The 18,541-nt window shown below is 71.9% G+C and carries 18 protein-coding genes; 11 read left to right on the forward strand and 7 right to left on the reverse strand.

Annotated features, from left to right (window positions below):
* The first annotated feature begins 61 nt into the window (after positions 1-61).
* The 8 genes from D7W79_RS46005 to D7W79_RS07475 all read left to right on the forward strand — a co-directional run bounded on the left by D7W79_RS46005 (position 62) and on the right by D7W79_RS07475 (position 8,649).
* Entirely contained in the window at positions 62-1,558 is a 1,497-nt protein-coding gene (locus tag D7W79_RS46005) for a glycosyltransferase (protein ID WP_244221638.1), read from the forward strand.
* Positions 1,559-1,581: 23 nt separating this feature from the next.
* A complete protein-coding gene (locus D7W79_RS07445; RefSeq protein WP_120524640.1) occupies positions 1,582-2,721 on the forward strand; it encodes a CgeB family protein in 1,140 nt (379 codons plus the stop codon).
* A complete protein-coding gene (locus D7W79_RS07450; protein ID WP_120524641.1) occupies positions 2,718-3,818 on the forward strand; it encodes a CgeB family protein in 1,101 nt (366 codons plus the stop codon). Before D7W79_RS07445 ends, D7W79_RS07450 begins: the two co-directional genes overlap by 4 nt.
* Complete coding sequence (locus tag D7W79_RS07455) at positions 3,815-4,906, forward strand: CgeB family protein (protein ID WP_276375092.1); 1,092 nt, start codon at positions 3,815-3,817, stop codon at positions 4,904-4,906. Before D7W79_RS07450 ends, D7W79_RS07455 begins: the two co-directional genes overlap by 4 nt.
* A gap of 38 nt (positions 4,907-4,944) precedes the next feature.
* Positions 4,945-6,243, forward strand: a complete 1,299-nt coding sequence (locus D7W79_RS07460) for a UDP-glucose dehydrogenase family protein (protein WP_120524643.1) — start codon at positions 4,945-4,947, stop codon at positions 6,241-6,243.
* 34 nt (positions 6,244-6,277) lie between these two features.
* Positions 6,278-6,652 (forward strand): DUF2256 and DUF3253 domain-containing protein, encoded by a 375-nt coding sequence (locus tag D7W79_RS07465; protein ID WP_120524644.1) that lies wholly within the window; start codon positions 6,278-6,280, stop codon positions 6,650-6,652.
* Between the two features lie 122 nt (positions 6,653-6,774).
* Entirely contained in the window at positions 6,775-7,377 is a 603-nt protein-coding gene (locus D7W79_RS07470) for a hypothetical protein (protein WP_147441830.1), read from the forward strand.
* Between the two features lie 9 nt (positions 7,378-7,386).
* Positions 7,387-8,649, forward strand: coding sequence for a saccharopine dehydrogenase family protein (locus tag D7W79_RS07475; RefSeq protein WP_120524646.1), 1,263 nt, complete (start codon positions 7,387-7,389; stop codon positions 8,647-8,649).
* Positions 8,650-8,666: 17 nt separating this feature from the next.
* On the opposite strand, the gene D7W79_RS07480 is transcribed toward D7W79_RS07475, so the two are convergent.
* Complete coding sequence (locus D7W79_RS07480; RefSeq protein ID WP_120524647.1) at positions 8,667-9,848, reverse strand: bifunctional methionine sulfoxide reductase B/A protein; 1,182 nt, start codon at positions 9,846-9,848, stop codon at positions 8,667-8,669.
* 230 nt (positions 9,849-10,078) lie between these two features.
* Here D7W79_RS07480 and D7W79_RS07485 point away from each other — a divergent pair, with 230 nt between their 5' ends.
* Entirely contained in the window at positions 10,079-10,375 is a 297-nt protein-coding gene (locus tag D7W79_RS07485; RefSeq protein WP_120524648.1) for a hypothetical protein, read from the forward strand.
* A gap of 19 nt (positions 10,376-10,394) precedes the next feature.
* Here the strand turns inward: D7W79_RS07485 and D7W79_RS07490 are convergent, their stop codons facing one another.
* Complete coding sequence (locus D7W79_RS07490) at positions 10,395-11,900, reverse strand: FG-GAP-like repeat-containing protein (protein WP_147441832.1); 1,506 nt, start codon at positions 11,898-11,900, stop codon at positions 10,395-10,397.
* A 197-nt stretch (positions 11,901-12,097) separates the two neighbouring features.
* Between D7W79_RS07490 and D7W79_RS07495 the strand changes: the two genes are divergently transcribed.
* Together D7W79_RS07495 and D7W79_RS07500 are read left to right on the forward strand one after the other, a co-directional pair.
* On the forward strand, positions 12,098-12,931 hold the full coding sequence (locus D7W79_RS07495) for a class I SAM-dependent methyltransferase (protein WP_120524650.1): 834 nt from the start codon (positions 12,098-12,100) through the stop codon (positions 12,929-12,931).
* A 41-nt stretch (positions 12,932-12,972) separates the two neighbouring features.
* The gene (locus tag D7W79_RS07500) at positions 12,973-13,257 is read left to right on the forward strand and encodes a hypothetical protein (RefSeq protein ID WP_120524651.1); all 285 of its coding nucleotides are present in this window, start codon (positions 12,973-12,975) and stop codon (positions 13,255-13,257) included.
* A 52-nt stretch (positions 13,258-13,309) separates the two neighbouring features.
* Here D7W79_RS07500 and D7W79_RS07505 read toward each other — a convergent pair whose 3' ends face one another.
* The 5 genes from D7W79_RS07505 to D7W79_RS07525 form a co-directional block, all read right to left on the reverse strand.
* A complete protein-coding gene (locus tag D7W79_RS07505; RefSeq protein ID WP_147441833.1) occupies positions 13,310-13,687 on the reverse strand; it encodes a hypothetical protein in 378 nt (125 codons plus the stop codon).
* Positions 13,688-13,724: 37 nt separating this feature from the next.
* Positions 13,725-15,263: a DUF1501 domain-containing protein gene (locus tag D7W79_RS07510; RefSeq protein WP_120524653.1), complete on the reverse strand. Its 1,539-nt coding sequence runs from the start codon at positions 15,261-15,263 to the stop codon at positions 13,725-13,727.
* A 12-nt stretch (positions 15,264-15,275) separates the two neighbouring features.
* Positions 15,276-15,935 (reverse strand): hypothetical protein, encoded by a 660-nt coding sequence (locus tag D7W79_RS07515; RefSeq protein WP_244221639.1) that lies wholly within the window; start codon positions 15,933-15,935, stop codon positions 15,276-15,278.
* Positions 15,925-17,352: a hypothetical protein gene (locus D7W79_RS07520; protein ID WP_120524654.1), complete on the reverse strand. Its 1,428-nt coding sequence runs from the start codon at positions 17,350-17,352 to the stop codon at positions 15,925-15,927. The genes D7W79_RS07515 and D7W79_RS07520 overlap by 11 nt, the downstream gene beginning before the upstream one ends.
* A gap of 81 nt (positions 17,353-17,433) precedes the next feature.
* A complete protein-coding gene (locus D7W79_RS07525) occupies positions 17,434-18,492 on the reverse strand; it encodes a DEAD/DEAH box-containing ATP-dependent helicase (protein WP_120524655.1) in 1,059 nt (352 codons plus the stop codon).
* Between the last annotated feature and the right edge of the window lie 49 nt (positions 18,493-18,541).

The raw sequence follows: 18,541 nt of genomic DNA on the forward strand, positions 1-18,541 counted from the left end.
TATAAGAGACAGGAGCTGCGAGGAGGGCGGACGCGGCCGGTCATGGGTCGGGGGGAGATGCTTGAAACCGTCGACGTCCAGCCCTGAGGCCTTGCGGCTCGTGCCGCCGGTGCGCCGGGTGCTGATGACCGCCGACACGGTGGGCGGCGTCTGGTCCTACGCACTGGAGCTGTGCCGCGCGCTCTGTCTCCGGGGCGTGTGCGTGGAGCTGGCCACCCTGGGCGCGCCGCTGTCGGACGCACAGTGGGAGGAGGCCCGCGCGCTGCCCGGGCTCACGGTGCACGAGAGCACCTGGCGGCTGGAGTGGATGGACGCGCCCTGGGACGACGTGCGCGCCGCCGGCGAGTGGCTGCTGGCGCTGGAGGCCCGGCTGTCGCCGGACGTGGTGCACCTCAACGGCTACTGCCACGGCGCGTGGCCCTTCCGCGCGCCGGTGCTGGTGGTGGCGCACTCGTGCGTCCTCTCCTGGTGGGAGGCGGTGAAGGGCGGGGCCGCGCCGGCCCGCTACCACCGCTATCGCGAGGAGGTGGCGAAGGGGCTCCATGCTGCGTCCGTCGTGGTGGCGCCCACGCGGGCCATGCTCGACGCCATCGAGCGGCACTACGGCGACCTCCACCCCCTGCGAGGCGCTCCCAACGCGGGCCGCACGGAGGACGTCGCGCCCAAGCCGGCCCATGACAGTGCCCCGCATGCCCGCGCGCTTCCCGCCGCACGAGGCGCTCCCGCAGTGGATCGCTTGAAGGGCGTCGCGACCGAGCAGGCCCGTGCCAGCGTCCCAGATGCCCGCGCGCTTCCCGCCGCACGAGGCACTCCCAACGCGGGGCTCGCGGAGGACGTCGCGCCCGGCCAGTCCGATGAAAGTGCCCCGCGTACCCGCGCGCTTCCCGCCGCGCGAAGAGCTCCCAGGGCGGGGCTCGCGGAGGACGTCGCGCCCAAGCCGGCCCATGACAGTGCCCCGCATGCCCGCGCGTTCCCTTCCGCCCGGGTCATCCCCAACGCGCGGTGCGCGACGCGCTTCCCCCCGTCCCGCAAGGAGCGCTTCGTGCTCGCGGCGGGACGGCTGTGGGACGAGGCCAAGAACCTGGCCGCGCTGGAGGCCGCGGCGCCCCAGTTGCCCTTTCCCGTCCATGTCGCGGGAGACGCCCTGCACCCGGAAGGGGGCGCCGTGGCGGAGACTCGGAGCACGCGGCCCCTGGGACACCTTCCGCCTTCCGTGCTCGCGCAGTGGATGGCGCGCGCGCCCGTGTACGCGCTGCCCGCGCGCTATGAGCCCTTCGGCCTGTCCGCGCTGGAGGCCGCGCTCGCCGGCTGCGCGCTGGTGCTGGGGGACATCCCCAGCCTGCGCGAGGTGTGGGGGGACGCCGCGCGCTTCGTGCCGCCGGATGATTCCCACGCCCTCGCGCGGACCCTGCGCTTCCTCATGGACCATCCGCGAGAGCGCGAGGCCCTGGCGGCGCGCGGCCGCGAGCGCGCGCTCACCTTCACGCCCGACCGGATGGCCGAGGCCTACCTGGAGCTCTACGCGAGCCTTGCCCGGCTCGAGCACCGCGTGTCCTGACCCACCGAGGAGCCTGCCCACCCATGCGTGTCATCCTCTTCTGCCATTCCCTGCTGTCCGACTGGAACCACGGCAACGCCCACTTCCTGCGAGGCGTGGTGACGGAATTGGCCGCGCGCGGCCACTCCGTGCGCGTGCTCGAACCCGAGGACGGCTGGAGCTTCCGGCACCTCCTGGAGGAACCCCACGGCGTGGCCGCGCTCAACGAGGTCCGCGCGTTCTACCCGCGCGTGCGCCCGGAGCGTTACACGCACGACTCGCTGGACCTTGAGGCCGTGCTGGACGGCGCGGACCTGGTGCTGGTGCACGAATGGACGCCGCCGGACCTGGTGCGCCGCATTGGCGAACACCGCCGCGACGGCGGCCGCTTCCGCCTCCTCTTCCACGACACCCACCACCGGGGCGCGAGCGCACCCGATGCGATGGCCCGCTATGACCTGTCCCAGTACGACGGGGTGCTCGCCTTCGGCGACGTGCTCCGGGACCTCTACCTGAAGCAGGGCTGGGCGAGGCGCGCGTGGACCTGGCACGAGGCCGCCGACGTGCGCGTCTTCCACCCGCACCCGCGCAACCGCGAGGTGCGGGACCTGGTCTGGATTGGCAACTGGGGCGACGACGAGCGCACGAAGGAGCTGCACGAGTTCCTCCTGGAGCCGGTGCACACCCTGGGCCTGACGGCGCGCGTGCACGGCGTGCGCTACCCGGCCCCCGCCCTGCGCGCCCTCTTCGACGCGGGCATCGAGTACGCCGGCTGGCTGCCCAACCACCGCGTGCCGCTGGCCTTCTCCCAGGCGCGCGTCACCGTGCACATCCCCCGCCGGCCCTACGCCACCCTGCTGCCCGGCATCCCCACCATCCGCCCCTTCGAGGCGCTGGCGTGCGGCATCCCGCTGGTGTCCGCCCCCTGGGAGGACACGGACGGGCTCTTCACCCCGGGCCAGGACTTCCTCGTCGCCCGGGACGGCGCCCAGATGCGGCGCCACCTGTCCACACTCGTGGCGGACGCGGAGATGCGGCACGCCTTCGCGGAGGCCGGCCTGCGCACGGTCCTGTCCCGGCACACCTGCGCGCATCGCGTGGAGGCGCTGCTGGGCATCTGTCAGTCCCTGGGGATGTCCGACGACGTCCTCCACCCACTGTCCTCCGAAAGGGTCTTCGCATGAGCCGCGGCCTGCGCATCGCCTTCTTTGGTTCGAGCCTGGTGTCCGCCTACTGGAACGGCGCGGCCACCTACTACCGGGGCCTCATCCGCGCCCTGCACGCGCGCGGCCACCACGTCACCTTCTACGAACCGGACGCCTACGGCCGGCAGGAGCACCGCGACCTCCAGGATCCGGACTGGGCCCGCGTCGTCGTCTACGCGAACGACCGGGGCTCGCTGGACGCGTGCCTGGACGACGCCTTCGGCGCGGACGTGGTGGTGAAGGCCAGCGGCGTGGGCACCTTCGATTCCTACCTGGAGGCGCAGGTGCTGGGGCTGCGCCGCTCCGGCACGCAGGTGGTCTTCTGGGACGTGGACGCGCCCGCGACGCTGGAGCGCGTGGCGAAGGACGCGAACGACCTCTTCCGCCCGCTCATCCCGCGCTACGACCACATCCTCACCTACGGCGGCGGCGCGCCGGTGGTGAACGCGTACCGAGAGCTGGGCGCGAAGCGCTGCGTGCCCATCTACAACGCGTTGGACCCGGACACGCACCACCCCGTGGCGCCCGACCCGCGCTTCGCCGGGGACCTGGCCTTCCTGGGCAACCGGTTGCCGGACCGCGAGGCGCGCGTGGAGGCCTTCTTCCTCAAGGCCGCGGAGGCGCTGCCCCGCTCGCGCATGCTCCTGGGCGGCAGCGGCTGGGAGGCCCGCGTCCTGCCCGCCAACGTCGTGCGCCTGGGCCATGTCTACACGCAGGACCACAACGCGCTGAACTGCTCGGCGCGCGCGGTGCTCAACATCCACCGCGACAGCATGGCGCGCTTCGGCTTCTCGCCGGCCACGCGCGTGTTCGAGGCCGCGGGCGCGGGCGCCTGCCTCATCACCGACGCCTTCGAGGGCGTGGAGCAGTTCCTGGAGCCCGGCCGCGAGGTGCTGGTGGCCCACTCCGGCGACGAGGTCGCCGAGCACGTGAAGCGCCTCACCCCGGAGGACGCCCGGCGCATCGGCCAGGCCGCGCTCCGGCGCGTGCTCGCCGAGCACACGTACACGCACCGCGCGGTAGAGGTGGAGGCGGAGCTGGGCTATCGCGCCCAACCGCATGGGAGGCCGGCGTGAGGGAGCCCCAGCGCATGCACATCGTCATCCTGGGGCTGTCCATCACCTCCAGCTGGGGCAACGGCCACGCCACCACCTACCGGGCGCTGGTGCGCGAGCTGGTGCGGCGCGGGCACGACGTGCTCTTCCTGGAGCGGGACGTGCCCTGGTACGCCGCGCACCGCGACCCCAACGGCACCTGGGCCGGACGCACGGAGCTGTACGCCAGCCTGGACGACCTGCGCGAGCGCTTCGCCTCCGAGGTCCGCAAGGCCGACCTCGTGGTGGTGGGCTCCTACGTCCCGCAGGGCGTTGACGTGGGCGCGTGGGTGCAGGGCACGGCGAAGGGCGTCACGGCCTTCTATGACATCGACACGCCGGTGACGCTGGCGAAGCTGGAGCGCGGGGACTTCGAGTACCTCGCGCCCCACCTGGTGCCCGGCTACCAGCTCTACCTGTCCTTCACCGGCGGGCCCACGCTCCAGCGCATCGAACAGGAGCTGGGCTCGCCCGCGGCCCGGCCGCTCTACTGTAGCTGTGACCCGGAGCTGTATGGCCCGTGCGCGGGGAGGCCGCGCTGGGACCTGGGCTACCTGGGCACGTACAGCGACGACCGGCAGCCGGTGCTGGAGCGGCTGATGCTGGACGCGGCGCGCGGCTGGCCGGAGGGCCGCTTCGTCGTGGCCGGGCCCCAGTACCCCGAAGGCGTGGCGTGGCCTCCCAACGTGGAGCGCGTGCAGCACCTGCCGCCGCCGGAGCACTCGGCCTTCTACACCGCCCAGCGCTTCACGCTGAACGTCACCCGCGCGGACATGGTGCGCGCCGGGTACTCGCCGAGCGTGCGGCTGTTCGAGGCGGCCGCGTGCGGTGTGCCCATCATCAGCGACGCGTGGGAGGGGCTGGACACCTTCTTCACGCCGGGCGTTGAAATCCTGGTGTCGCACGACGCGCGGGAGACGCTCGGCTACCTGCGCGAGCTGCCGGAGTCGGAGCGCCAGGCGGTGGCGCTGCGGGCCCGGGCGCGGGTCCTCGCCGAGCACACGGCGGAGCACCGCGCCCGGACGCTGGAGGCGTATGCGCGGGAGGCCGCGTCCGGCCGAGCGCCATGAGCTGCAAGCGGACGGGACGTGAAGGGGGAGGGGGCGCCATGAGAATCGCCGTCATCGGGACGGGCTATGTGGGGCTGGTCGCGGGCACGTGCTTCGCCGAGTCCGGCCACGACGTCACGTGCGTGGACGTGGAGCAGGCGAAGGTGGCGGCGCTCCAGCGCGGGGAGCTGCCCCTCTACGAGCCGGGCCTGGAGGAACTGGTGCGCCGCAACCGCGAGGCCGGGCGGCTGCGCTTCACCACCCACCTGGCCTCCGCGGTGGGGGCCGCGGCGGTGGTGTTCATCGCGGTGGGCACGCCCATGGGGGAGTCCGGGAGCGCCGACCTCCAGTACGTGCTCGCCGCCGCGGAGGCCGTGGGCCGCGCGCTCCGGCACTACACGGTGGTGGTGGACAAGAGCACCGTGCCGGTGGGCACGGCGGACCGGGTCCATGCGCTCATCGCCCGGCACACCGTGCACGACTTCGACGTCGTCTCCAACCCGGAGTTCATGAAGGAGGGCGCCGCGCTGGAGGACTTCCTCAAGCCGGACCGGGTCGTCATCGGCGCGGACTCCGAGCGCGCCCGCCGCATCATGGGCGAGCTGTACGCGCCCTTCGTGCGCACGGAGAGCCCCATCCTGTTCATGGACACGCGCTCCGCGGAGCTGACGAAGTACGCGGCCAACGCGATGCTCGCCACGCGCATCTCCTTCATGAACGACGTGGCCGCGCTCTGCGAACGGGTGGGCGCGGACGCGGACCACGTGCGAAGGGGCGTGGGCGCGGACAAGCGCATCGGCCATGCGTTCCTGCACCCGGGCATCGGCTACGGCGGCAGCTGCTTCCCCAAGGACGTGCGCGCGCTGATGGCCACCGCGCGGGACGTGGGGCTGGACCTGGACCTGCTGCGCGCGGTGGAGGCCACCAACGCCCGGCAGAAGCAGAGCCTGCTCACCAAGGCGCTCCGGCACTACGGCGACCTGTCCCGCCACACCTTCGCGGTGTGGGGCCTGGCCTTCAAGCCGAGGACGGATGACATGCGCGAGGCCCCCTCCGTGGACCTCATCGAGGGCCTGCTGGACGCGGGCGCGCGCGTGCAGTGCCATGACCCGGTGGCGGGCGAGGCCGCGCGGCGCTGCTTCGCGGACCGCGTGGCGTACGCCTCCACCTGCTACGACGCGGCGGAGGGCGCCGACGGCCTCTTCCTCGTCACCGAGTGGAGCGAGTTCCGCCACCCGGACCTGCGCCGCCTGAAGTCGCTGATGCGCCGCCCGGTCATCTTCGACGGCCGCAACGTCTTCGACCCGGAGCAGGCGCGCGGCGAGGGCTTCACCTACTTCGGCGTCGGCCGGGGTTGAAACCCGGTACGGCGGGGCGCATCGATGGGAGTGCATGGCCTCCCCTCCGCCTCCCAAGCCCTGCGCCGTCTGCGGCCGCGCCATCACCTGGCGCCGGAAGTGGGCGCGCGACTGGGAACAGGTGCGGTACTGCTCGGACGCGTGCCGGGGGAAGCGGGCCGGCGCGCGGGATTCCCCGTGGGAGGCGCGCATCCTGGAGCTGCTCTCCCAGCGGGCAGGCGGCGCCACCGTGTGCCCTTCGGAGGTGGCCCGGGCGTCCGGTGAGGAGGACTGGCGCGCGTGCATGGAGCCCGTGCGCGAGGCGGCGCGCAGGCTCGTCGCGCGCGGCGTGCTGGACATCGTCCAGGGCGGCAGGGTGGTGGACCCGTCCACCGCGCGCGGGCCCATCCGGCTGCGCCGGCGTGCCTGACCTCTTCTTGAGTTGTGGCGCCCTGCACAGCGCGTTCACGGGCGGTGGAATCGCGCTTGCGCGCACATGGAGGGTCCGGCTACGCGCTCGCCTCCTGATTCCGGACTGACTCCGAGGCCACCATGAACTGGAAGCGTTCGCGGTATTCCGCCTGTGCCGTTGCCACCGTGCTGATGGTGGGCTGTGGGGGCCTTCCCCCCGAGGAGGCGGAGGCCTTCGCCTCGTCGAGCGCGGGTCTCACGGACGTGAACGCGGTGCGCCCGAACGCGGCGGTGGCGCGCTCAGGCGTGCGCGGCGTTCCCGACGACGTGAACCTGGTCAACGACGTGAAGGACACCGTGCAGCCGGACTTCGACGCGACGTACATCGAGGGCAACGGCTCCAGCAGCTTCGTGGACTTCAGCTATCCGGCCATCGCCGCGGGCGACGTGCTGGTGACGAGCGTCAACGTGAAGTACTTCATGCGCAACGCCAGCTGCACCGCGCCGCTCATCTGCGGCCAGGGCGGCAGCATGCTCCTGCGCGGCAGCACCGTCATCGCCCAGTCCACGGTGACGCACAACCTGCCGGACATGACGCAGGGCTGGTACCTCTTCAACGACACGTACACCCTGTCCCCGCCCGTGCCGCTGTCGCAGCTGCGCACCCGCGTCACGATGACGTGGCCCGGGCGCTCCACCTTCGGCATGCGGCTGTCCACGGTGGCGGCGGACTTCCGCTACTAGGAGACCTCCATGGCCCACGACACGAAGCCCGCATTCGACATCATCCTGTGGGGCGCCACGGGATTCACCGGCCGCCTGGTGGCGGAGTACCTGGCGCGCACCCAGGACACCCACCGCGCGAAGTGGGCCATCGCCGGGCGCGACGAGGCGAAGCTGGACCAGGTCCGCTCGGAGCTGGCGAAGGTGCGGCCGGAATTCGCGGACCTGCCGGTGGTGCTCGCGGACGCGAAGGACGCGGCCTCGCTGGACGCGCTGGTGGCGAGAGCGCGCGTCATCATCTCCACCGTGGGCCCCTACGCCCGCTACGGCAACGAGCTGGTCGCCGCGTGCGTCCGCGCCGGCACCGACTACTGCGACCTGACGGGCGAAGTGCAGTTCATGCGCAAGACCATCGACGCCCACGACGCGCGGGCGCGCGAGACGGGCGCCCGCATCGTGCACACCTGCGGCTTCGACTCCATCCCCTCCGACCTGGGCACGCTGATGCTCCAGGACTACATGCGGGAGAAGCACGGCGGCCACTGCGACCAGGTGCGCTTCCACCTGACGCGCATGCGCGGCGGCTTCAGTGGCGGCACCATCGCCAGCATGATGGACACGCTGGCGGCGGTGAAGGCGGACCCGTCCCTCAAGAAGGTGCTGACCAGCGCCCACGCGCTGGACCCCGAGCCCTCCCGTGGCACGAAGGAGGAGCGCGACCTGGCCATGGTGAAGAAGAGCCCGGACACGGGCACGTGGACCGCGCCCTTCGTGATGGCGTCCGTCAACACGCGCGTCGTGCGGCGCTCCAATGCGCTCTTGGGCTACCCGTGGGGCCGCGACTTCTTCTACTCGGAGGTCTCCGACTTCGGCCCCGGACCCAAGGGCCTGGCGCTCGCCGCGGCGACCACCGCGGGGCTGGGCGGCTTCATGGCCGTGTCGAACGTGGACCCCGTGCGGGAGCTGCTGGAGAAGCACGTGCTGCCCGCGCCGGGCCAGGGCCCGTCCGCCTCCGTGCGCGAGAACGGCCTCTTCGAGGTGCGGCTGTTGGGCGAGGGCCAGTCCCCCAAGAGCGGCCAGCGCGTGAAGGTGGAGGGCAAGGTCGCGTCCAAGGGCGACCCGGGCTACGCGGCGACGGCGCGCATGCTCGCGGAGTCCGCGCTGTGCCTCGCCTTCGACACCATCCCCAAGCGGGGCGGCGTCCTCACCCCCGCGTCCGCCATGGGCATGGTGCTGGTGGAGCGCCTGCGCAAGGCGGGCATGATCTTCGAGGCCCACGACCGCGCTGCTTGAGCGCGCGGGCGCGCTTTTCAGTCGCGCAGGTAGTGGCAGGTGTAGCCGCCGGGGTTCTTCACCAGGTAGTCCTGGTGGTAGCCCTCGGCGGGCACCCACTCTCCGGCGGCGGTGATTTGCGTGACGACGGGGCGGGACCACTTGCCGGACTTGTCCACGCGGGCCTTCACCGCCTCCGCCGTCTGCCGCTGCGCGTCCGACAGGTAGAAGATGGCGGAGCGGTACTGCGTGCCCACGTCGTTGCCCTGGCGGTTGAGCGTCGTCGGGTCGTGCATGCGGAAGAACCACTTCTCCAGCAGCGACTCGTACGTCAGCAGCTTCGGGTTGAAGACGACGCGCACGGCTTCCGCGTGCCCCGTCTCCCCGGTGTGCACGTCCTCGTAGGTGGCGCCCTTCTTGGCGCCGCCCGTGTAGCCGACCTCCGTCTCGATGACGCCGGGGATCTTCCGCAGGATGTCCTCCATGCCCCAGAAGCACCCGCCGGCCAGGTACGCCGTCTCGCGCGGGGCCTCCGTGGGGGCGGCCGCCTTCGCCAGCACGACGGCGCCCGCGGCGGGGGCCATCGCGCCCTGGGGCTCACCGGGCGCCGCGCGGCCGAAGGACGGCAGCCACGCGCCATAGCCCTTCGCGGCCAGCTCGTTCACGGGGATGAAGCGCAGCGACGCGGAGTTGATGCAGTAGCGCAGGCCGGTGGGCTCCGGCCCGTCCTCGAAGACGTGGCCCAGGTGCGAGTCGCCGTCCTTCGAGCGCACCTCCACGCGCTCCATGCCCAGGCTGCCGTCGCGCTTCTCCACCACGTGCGCCTTGTCCAGGGGGCGGGTGAAGCTGGGCCAGCCGGTGCCGGACTCGAACTTGTCGCGCGAGGAGAACAGGGGCTCGCCGCTGACCACGTCGACGTAGAGGCCCTCCTCGTGGTTGTTCCAGTACGCGTTGCGGAAGGGCGGCTCGGTGCCCTCGTGCTGCGTCACCTGGTAGGCCAGGGGGGACAGGGTGCGCTTCAGCTCCGCGTCGGACGGCTTCGTGTACTTGCGGCCGTCCTGCACCGGGGCGGAGGCGGTGGCCGCGGGCTTCGCGCCGGGCGGGGCGCCACGGGCCTCGGTGCACGCGGTCAGCGCGGCGGCCAGCACCAGCGCGGCGGGCCACAGCCGGCGTGCCACCGACAGCCGGGTGGGGGAAGACACTGCACGGGTGGACGACATGGGACGCGAAGCCTCCGGGCACCTTCGGAAAAAGGGCGCTCTCTCCTCTTACGGGGGACCCCGGGGGGCGGTTACAGCGGGCAGTGAACACCGGCCGGCCGGGCAGGCCATCCCGCGGCTTTCCGGGGGGCCGGGCAGTGGCCGTCAGGGGGGTGGAGGCGTTACCTTCCCCAGCGACCGGGAGGGTGCCGATGAGCCGTGGACGCGGGCCGAAGGGTCCAATCGGACGGGTGACGGGCATCTCGCGCGCCGAGGGCGCCAGCGTCATCCTGCGCATCCGGGCCCTCCAGAGCGTGGAGGGCGCCGCGCCGGTGACGGACCGGAACACGCCCCGGCGCTCCTTCTCGGAGGTGATGGAGCGCCACGCGCAGGGGCTCAATACCGCTGAGCCCCTGCCGTTTCCCGTGGCCCCCAAGCCCCTGCCTCCGCCCGTGCGCGGCCACGAGGACGAGGAGTTGATGACCGCGGAGCCCGCCCCCGACACCTTCGTCGGGCTCATGTGGTCCAAGCTGAAGCGCTCGCGCTGAGGCGCCCTGCTTCAGGGGCTCACCACCACGTCGCGGCCATTCCACCTAAGGACACGTAGTCCTGGCTCGCGGCGTCGTTGGCGGACTGGAGGTCCGCCGGGACGCTGAGCGTCCGCGTGGCGGTGATGCGGTAGGACAGGCCCAGGCTGGAGCGCGGCAGGGGCGCGCTGAAGTGCAGGCGGGCGGTGTCCCCCACGGCCAGCGGGCCCACCTCGCACTGGAGCGCGCCGGCGGTCACGTGGCAGTCGCGGGTGGTGGCCAGGAGGCCCGGGGGCAGGGCCACGGTGATGACGGCCCGGGTCAGCGGATCCGGCCCGTGCTGGGTGACGGTGAGCGTGTAGTCGATGCGCGGCGCGGACACGCCCCGCCTCGGGACGGCGGTGAGCGCCACGCCCACGTCCGCGGAGGCCGCGGCCCGCAGCACGGACACGTCGTTGCCCCGGGCGTTGGCCGTCACGACGTCCGGCTTCAGGTCGCCGTCGAGCAGCCCCACCGCGACCGCCGCGGGCCCCGCGCCGGTGGGAAGCAGCGTGTCCTTGCCGAAGGCGCCGTGGCCCTGGCCGGGCAGCAGCGACACGGTGTTCTCGGTGAAGTTCGCGGTGACCAGGTCCAGCGTCCCGTCGCCGTTGAAGTCGCCGGGCGCGACGAAGTACGGCCCACCCCGCACGGGGAAGTCCGAGCGCGACGGGAACGTGCCGGTGCCATCTCCGTGCAGCACGGACACGCTCCGGCCCCGGAAGTTCGCGGTGACCAGGTCCTGCTTCCCGTCGCCGTCCACGTCCACCACCGCGACCGAGTAGGGCGCGTTGCCCGTCGCGAAGTTCGCGCAAGGCCGGAACGTCCCGTCGCCGTTCCCGAGCAGCACCGACACCGTGTCCACGAAGTTCGCGGTGACGAGGTCCGCCTTGCCGTCGTGGTTGACGTCGCCCACCGTCACCGCGAACGGATTGGTGCCGGTGGTCACGGCCCGGCGGGGCGCGAACTTCCCTCGCCCCCGGTTCAGCAGCACCGACACGGAGTCGTCCAGTTCGTTCGCCGTCACGACGTCCAGGCGGCCATCGCCGTCGAAGTCGCCCACGTCCACGGACGTGGGCTCCGAGCCCACGGCATGTTCGGTCCGCGAGCCGAACGTCCCATCGCCACGCCCCAGGAGCACGGACACCGTGCCCGCGAAGTGGCTGGTGACCACGTCCAGGTGGCCATCCCCGTCGACGTCCCCCACCGCGACGGCGGTGGGCCGCGCGCCGGTGGGCTGCTCCACGCCAGGCGCGAGCGTCCCGTCCCCCCGGCTCCGCAATACGGACACCGTGCCCGCGGTGTGATTGGCGGTGATGACGTCCAGGTGCCCGTCCGCGTCGAAGTCCCCCAACGCCACGGCGCGAGGCTCCATCCCCGTGGGCGATGCGCGGGGCGCGTCCAGCAGCGGCCGGGACTCGGTGCCCGCCATGCGCGGCAGGGCCATCGCCATCAGCGCCGCGACGCTGAACGCCAGCACGCCCGCATGGGCCATTCGTGGGTGTCGCATGTCCTTCCCCCTCTCCAGGCCCTGAACCGGCAAGGCCGTGGTAACGCGGTTTCCATGACATCCCCGCATGATGGGAAAGAAGTAAGAAGGAGCGCCGCACCGCGCCATGCGTCCCGGGGGAGGGTGGCTGACAGGCGCAGGACAGGGGAATGACCCCGGAGGGACGGCTTGCGCGCGGGGTAGGCTGCACCGTCCCCATGTCCGCGACTCCGCCGTCCTCCCGAAAGCCGCTGGTGGTCACCACGTCGGACCGGGTGGACGCACAGCTCGCACAGCGTGCGCGGAGCGCAGCGGAGGCGGTGGGCGTGCCGTATGTGGAGCGCCACCACAAGCTGCCCCTGAAGAAGCTGCTGGCGGACACGGCGGACGCGCTGGTCGTCTTCGAATCCACGGCGGTGTCGCTGGTGGATGCGGGAGGCACGCTGCGCTTCTCCCCGGGGCTCGCGCACCTTCGAGTGAAGCAGCTGGACGCGGGCGTGACGGAGGACCAGTTGCTGCGCGTCGCGGGCCTGCGCGAAGGGGAGCGCGTGCTGGACTGCACCCTGGGACTGGGCGCGGACGCGCAGGTGGCGGCGCGGCTGGTGGGGCCCACGGGCCACGTCACGGCGCTGGAGAAGAGCCCGGCGCTCTACCTGCTGGTGCACCACGGGCTCGCGGGACTGCCGCGCCACCCGGCCTCTTGCGCGGTGGACGTGGTGCACGCGGACGCGGCGGCGTACCTGCACGCGCTGCCGGACGGCGCGTTCGACGTGGTGCTCTTCGATCCGATGTTCGAGCGCGAGCGCAAGTCCTCCGCCGCGTTCGAAGCGCTGCGCCGCCACGCGGACTACTCGCCGCTGACGCGCGACACGGTGGAGGAGGCGCGGCGCGTGGCACGCAGGGCGGTGGTGCTGAAGGGGTCGCGCTACTCACAGGACTTCAAGAAGCTGGGCCTCACCCCGGAGCCCGCCCGGCCCAACGCCACGGTGTTGTGGGCTCGACTCCCGGGTTCGGGCAACCCGGGGAATCCTGGTGGAGCCGGGAGTCCTTGATAGCGTCCCGGACCGCTGGGAACCACCACCGGGAGCGACACATGAAGACGCTGAAGCGGAGCTTGTTGCTGGCGGCCTGTCTGCTGGGGACCGTGGGCTGTGGCGTGGAAGCTCCGGACGAGAGCGCTCCGGCGCAGGAGGACACGCAGGAGGTGTCCGCGCAGGCCGGCTGCATCCCCGGCCAGACGCGCACCATCAAGGTGGGCTGCTGCACGCCCACCCTGGAGCGCCGGCAGAACCAGATCTGCACCAACTCGTCGGGCTCCTGGAGCAACTCTGGCTCCAGCTACTGTGGCGGCTCGACGCTGAACTGCTACGGCGGTTGAAGCGGGTTGCCCGGGGCCGCGAGCGGTCCCGGGCTATCGCTCCGACGTGGGATCAGTTTGTCGTCAGCGAGTTGCAATGCTTCGCCTTGACCTGGAGCGTATCGATCATCTTGTCGAGGGTCTTGTTGTCCAGGCTCGGCAGCTCCTTGCGCGAAGCGTCCTGGATCTCCTTGATCACCTTCATCTGCTGCTCCGGCGTCTTGCTGGCGAGAGGTCCCTTCATGACCTCCCGGTCGATGATGTCCGTGAACTTCTTCAGGTCGGCGTCGGGGAGCTTCCACTCCGCATTCGCCGCCGTGATGTCCTTGTTGATGCACGCGACGAGCTTCTTCCTCGTCGCCGCATCATCCGCCGCCAGGGCGGCAGTGGGGAGGGTGAGCAGGAGCGAGGTCGTCAGCCACAGGGTCGAAATCAACGGGCGGGAGGTCATGCGGTGAGGTGTAGCACCTCCCGTGCCGGGGGCGGCCTCAGGCCCGCTTGAAGGCGCTCGCGTCCGGCAGGCCGCTGCCGCCCAGGTCCGCGCCCATGGCGGTGAGGACGCCGGCGTAGATGTCCGGCTCGTTGGACGTGAGCTTGCCCGGCTGGGGCGCTCCGGTGCGCGCGTCGAAGCCGTAGGTGAGGGTGGTGTTCGGATCCACGCCGCCCAGGACGGTGTTGCCCTTCACCATGGGGGACACGAGCAGGAAGCCGTTGTTGAGGTCGTGGCCTGAGCCGAACTCCGTGGCGCCGGAGGGACGCGGGCGCGTGCGGCCGAACTCCGTGGCCACGTAGATGAGCGTGCGGTCCCACATGGACTCGCCGGAGGTCGCGTCGAACGGCTCCGCCTTGAGGAGCGTGATCAGCGAATCCACCGTGTTCAGGATGCGCGCCCACATGAAGGCCTGGCCGCCCCGGTGGTCGTTGTGGCTGATGTCGAACGCGAGCGGCGGGTTCGCGATGCCGTTGGGCCCGCCCACCGCGACGTTGAAGTCCGGCCCCAGCGTCACCGACACGGACACCCGGTACTTGAGCAGCAGGAACGCGAGCGCCGCCTGACCCTGCACCGGGTCGGTGAAGAAGCCGGGGAACACCTCGCGCAGCCGCGCTCCATCCGGTGAGCTCTCCAGCCCGTACTTCCCCAGGGGAATCTGCGGCAGGTCCGGCAGGACGTTGAGCTTGGTGATGAGGTCCAGCGCCTCCAGCTTCGGCTGCTGCACGCCGCGCTGTTCGCTCCAGCGCTTCAAGGCGGCGCTGTCCTGGAAGGTGCGGCCGAAGATGGACTTCTGATCCAGCGCGTCCCGCGTGCTCCGCGCCAGCGCGATGACGTCCTTCGACGGCGCCCCGGCGATGCCTCGCGAGCCGTCCAGGCCCAGGGGCCACAGCGACGGGTTGACCACGGCCTCGCCGAAGCAGGACAGGGGCAGGCTGTCGTCGGTGCCGCGCTCGGCGTAGCCGCCGGTGCCCATGTTGACGTTGGGCAGGGGCATGCCGCTGCCCCACTGGAGCGCGACGGCCTCCTGGAGCGTGCGGCCCTTCCACGCGCCGTTGCCGGTGAGCGAGCGCTTCTGCGCGATGCCATGGTTCACGGACGTGCCCACGGACGTGGCCACCAGCATCTCGTTGGCGTGCTTCTTCACGAACGCCAGCTGGTCGGTGTCGACCGGGATGTTGATGCTGCCCAGGCGCGAGTTGCTGTACTTCACCGCGCGGAAGGGGCTGCCCGCCACGGCCTGCACCTGCGCGTCCGGGAAGGTGTTGAGCCCGGCGGCGTTGGCGGACTCGGACTGTCGGACCGCGAGGAAGCTGTCCACGATGGAAGCGCCCCCCGCCGCCCCGATGACGATGAGGAACTTCGGCTTGCCGTCGAGCGCGTCGCGCCGGCGGCCCAGCTTCTCCAGGGACTCGGGCGTCTGGAGCGATTCACGGCAGCCGGAGAGGAAGGGAGAGAGGGTGGTGCCCGCGGCGCAGAGCGACAGCGCCCGCAGCATCTCCCGTCGCGACAGCCGGCCAGTGGTCTTGAGGGTCATGGGAGGGGTTCCTCAGTAGAAGACGGCTTCGGCGGAAGAGAAGACGGCGAGACACGCGGCCTGCATCCACGCGACGCCCGGCGTGGCCGTGCCGGTGGCCTGCACGTCGGCGGACAGGCGCACCAGCGTGTCGCGCTCGGCCTGGGTCGGGTCGCGCAGCCACGCGCGGCGCACCAGGGACGTCACCGCCGTGGCGACGGCGGGGCTCGCGGCGTCCGCCAGCCTGCCGTCCGCGGTGAGGGTCACGTCCTTGAACACCACCGCGGACGCGGGCGTCTTCACGTCCAGCGTGATGCGCGCGTTGCAGGCGGAGAGCACGGTGCGCTCCACGGCGATGGGCGTGGTGGCGCCCGTGGCGGTGGGCGTCTCGTAGACGCTGTGCTCGTAGGGGTCCACGCCGCCCAGCGCCACGCCGTGCACGTTCTGGCAGGGGTACTGGCCCAGCTCGTTGCACACGGACGCGGAGGGCAGCTCCAGCGCCTGGGCCAGGTCGAGCGACAGCCGCTCGGGGCCCTTGAAGCGCAGGTTGCCCTTCTGGGACTTCGCGACGCCGCCATCCCATTCCGGCGTCACGCCGGGGTTGGCGCCCGGTCCCAGGTCCACGGCGTTGGGGAGCTTGTCGGAGCAGCCCGTGAGGAGCAGGCAGGTCAGCAGCAGGCGTTCAGGGCGCACCGTAGGCCTCCGTGCGGATGAGGTCGTGAAGCATCTTCTGCACGCGGTACGCGTGCGTGGTGCGGAAGGCCTGCCACGTGCGGACGAACTCCTCGTTCTCCTCCGGCAGCGGCGCGTGGCCGACGAGCAGCTTCCAGTAGTCGGTGACGGTGGAGATGGCGAAGGCGTCGCTGTTGGAGGCCACCTGGGCCCACTCCGTGAGGTTGTTCACGGGCTGGCCCAGGATGACGCCCTGCTCGGGCGTGTTCTTCAGGGTGGCCACCTCGTTGGGGAACAGCAGCTCCAGGCGGTTGGGGATGTAGCGGTTGGGCAGTCCGCCCAGGCCGTTGTAGTTGCGGTACGGATACGACAGCGGATCCAACGTCGCGTGGCACGCGGCGCACTGCGGCGCCTGGACGCCCTTGGCGTCGTAGTCGCGCGGCTCGTTGGGAATGCTGTGCAGGCCCTCCTGCTTCGCGATGTCCAGGCCCAGGTACGCGCGGTACATCTGTGAGGCGGCGTTGCGCGGCAGCGCGGTGAACATGACGAACGAGGTGAGCGTCCACGCGCTCGTCATGTTGCCGGCGCGGCGCGAGGCCTCCACGAACTGGGAGGAGACGCTGTTGGCAGAGGTGTACGTGGTGGGGTTCGTGCCCGAGCGCTTCACGAAGAACCGGGCGGTGAGCACGTCGCGCGCGTCGTGGTCGTCCGTCTGCGACCATGCGAAGAGGGCGTAGTCGTCGTAGTAGTCCGCCAGCGGAATCACGCCCGCGTCCTCGCCGGACTTGATGGAGCCGACGGGGCGGATCTTCGGGTGGGCGACCTTCCAGAGCTGCCCGTGCTTGCCGCGCCAGAAGTCGGACTGGAGGCAGCGGTCCAGCTCCTGGTCGATGAAGGCGCGCTGCTTCTCCTCGATGCCCAGCTCCAGGAAGGTGGCCACCTGGACGTAGGTGGGGGACCTGCCGCAGAAGTCGCTGAGCATGCGGCGGTACACGAAGCGCACGTCGTACTGGCAGACCTTGAACTGGGGGTTCTCCCCGCCGCCGCAGACGCCGCTGGGCGGGACGCTGGTGGCGTCGCCGGGGAGCGAGCCCTGCTCGACCTCGAACTGGTTGGGGGCGCCGTCGCCGTCGGTGTCCGCGGTGGCGATGGCGCGCAGCGCTGCGGGGAGCGCAGCCGCGAAGTCCGCCTCGGAGAGGGGGCGCGGCTTGCCGGGGGCGAGGTGCGGCTCCAGCGCGGCGCCGTAGCCGTTCCGCTGGGGCGGGGCCACGTGGCAGTAGGTGCAGGCGGGCTGGGTGCCCTGGCACGCGGGCGCGGTGGGATATTCCGCGCAGAAGGCGCCAGGGCCGGTGGGCATGGCCACGGCCGGGGTCGCGAACCCGAGCAGCAGCAGCCCGGGCAGCAGCCATCGGCTCGGGGATGGGGGAGTCAGGGGCACGCGGGCTCCGGGAACGGGTGCTGTACGGACACACCAACCCGGAAAATCAGAAAGGGTTTCGAAGATTCGTGAGCGCCGGGCTCACCAGGGCCGCCGCTCGATGAGGTGGCGGGCCTGGGCAGAGGGGGCGAGGAACGACACCGGCGCACCCGCGACGCGCTCCAGTTCCTCCAGATGGTGGCGGGCCGCGTCGGTGAGCTGGTCGAAGCGCCGGGCGGCCCAGTTGGTGGATGCCAGGTCCCCCGCGAGCACGAGCGCCAGGTCCGTGGGGCCGTTGATGGAGGCGGCCTCGCGCAGCCCCACCCAGTTGAAGGTGGGCCCTTCGGAGCGGCACACCATGACGATGCGCCGCACCCGGCCCGGCGCGATGCCCGTCGCCGCGAGGCAGACGCTCGCCATCGTCCCGGCGCTCTCGATGAGCACGCGGTGTCCCCGGGCGAAGGCGTCCTCCAGCTCCTCGCGCAAGGGCACCGGGTCCGGCACCCCCATCCGGAGGAGCACTTCGTAGTGGGGCGCGAGCTGCGCCGTGAGGGGACGCGTGTCCACGTCGCCATGGAGGCCCGGGATGACGAGGTCCACGAGCCGTTCACCGGTCCGGCCGTAGAGCCCGAGCCGGCTGGCCACCCGCACGAGCACCGCCTCGGGCGGAACCTTCGCCGTGTCGACGACGAGCTCCGCCAGCGAGGCCAGCTCATGGACCGCGCGCTCGGCGGGATGCGCCCAGGCCGTCTCGAAGGTGTCCGGCTCCGCGCAGCGCAAGGCCTGCTCGGGCTCGGGCACCTCCAGGTGGATGTGCACGACGCGGAGCCCCGGCCTTGCGCGCAGGCCGTCCAGCTGCGCCTTGCTGCTCACCGCGTCCACGGTGATCAGCCTGGACATCTTGTTCGCGCGGCTGGACACCGCCAGGCACCGACCAGGCAGGGCCGCGAGCACCCCCTCCACCAGCCAACGCCCACCCGTCTCGCGGTCCCGCGTGATGCTCAGGTCCTGGCGCGCCCGCCGGGAGCCGTCCCCGCCGTGCCCTCGCAGGAGGTCCTTCGAGTGGAGATGCAGCGCGCCGAACCGCCGCGCCAGCCCCTGCGCGAGCGTCGTCTTCCCCGCGCCGATGGGCCCCGACACCACCACCACCGTGACCGCCATGCCTTGTTCCTCCCGAGGAGGAACACCCTAGAAACCCCGGTGCGGGGCG

It is taken from the genome of Corallococcus exercitus (assembly GCF_003611585.1).
Taxonomy (GTDB): domain Bacteria; phylum Myxococcota; class Myxococcia; order Myxococcales; family Myxococcaceae; genus Corallococcus; species Corallococcus exercitus.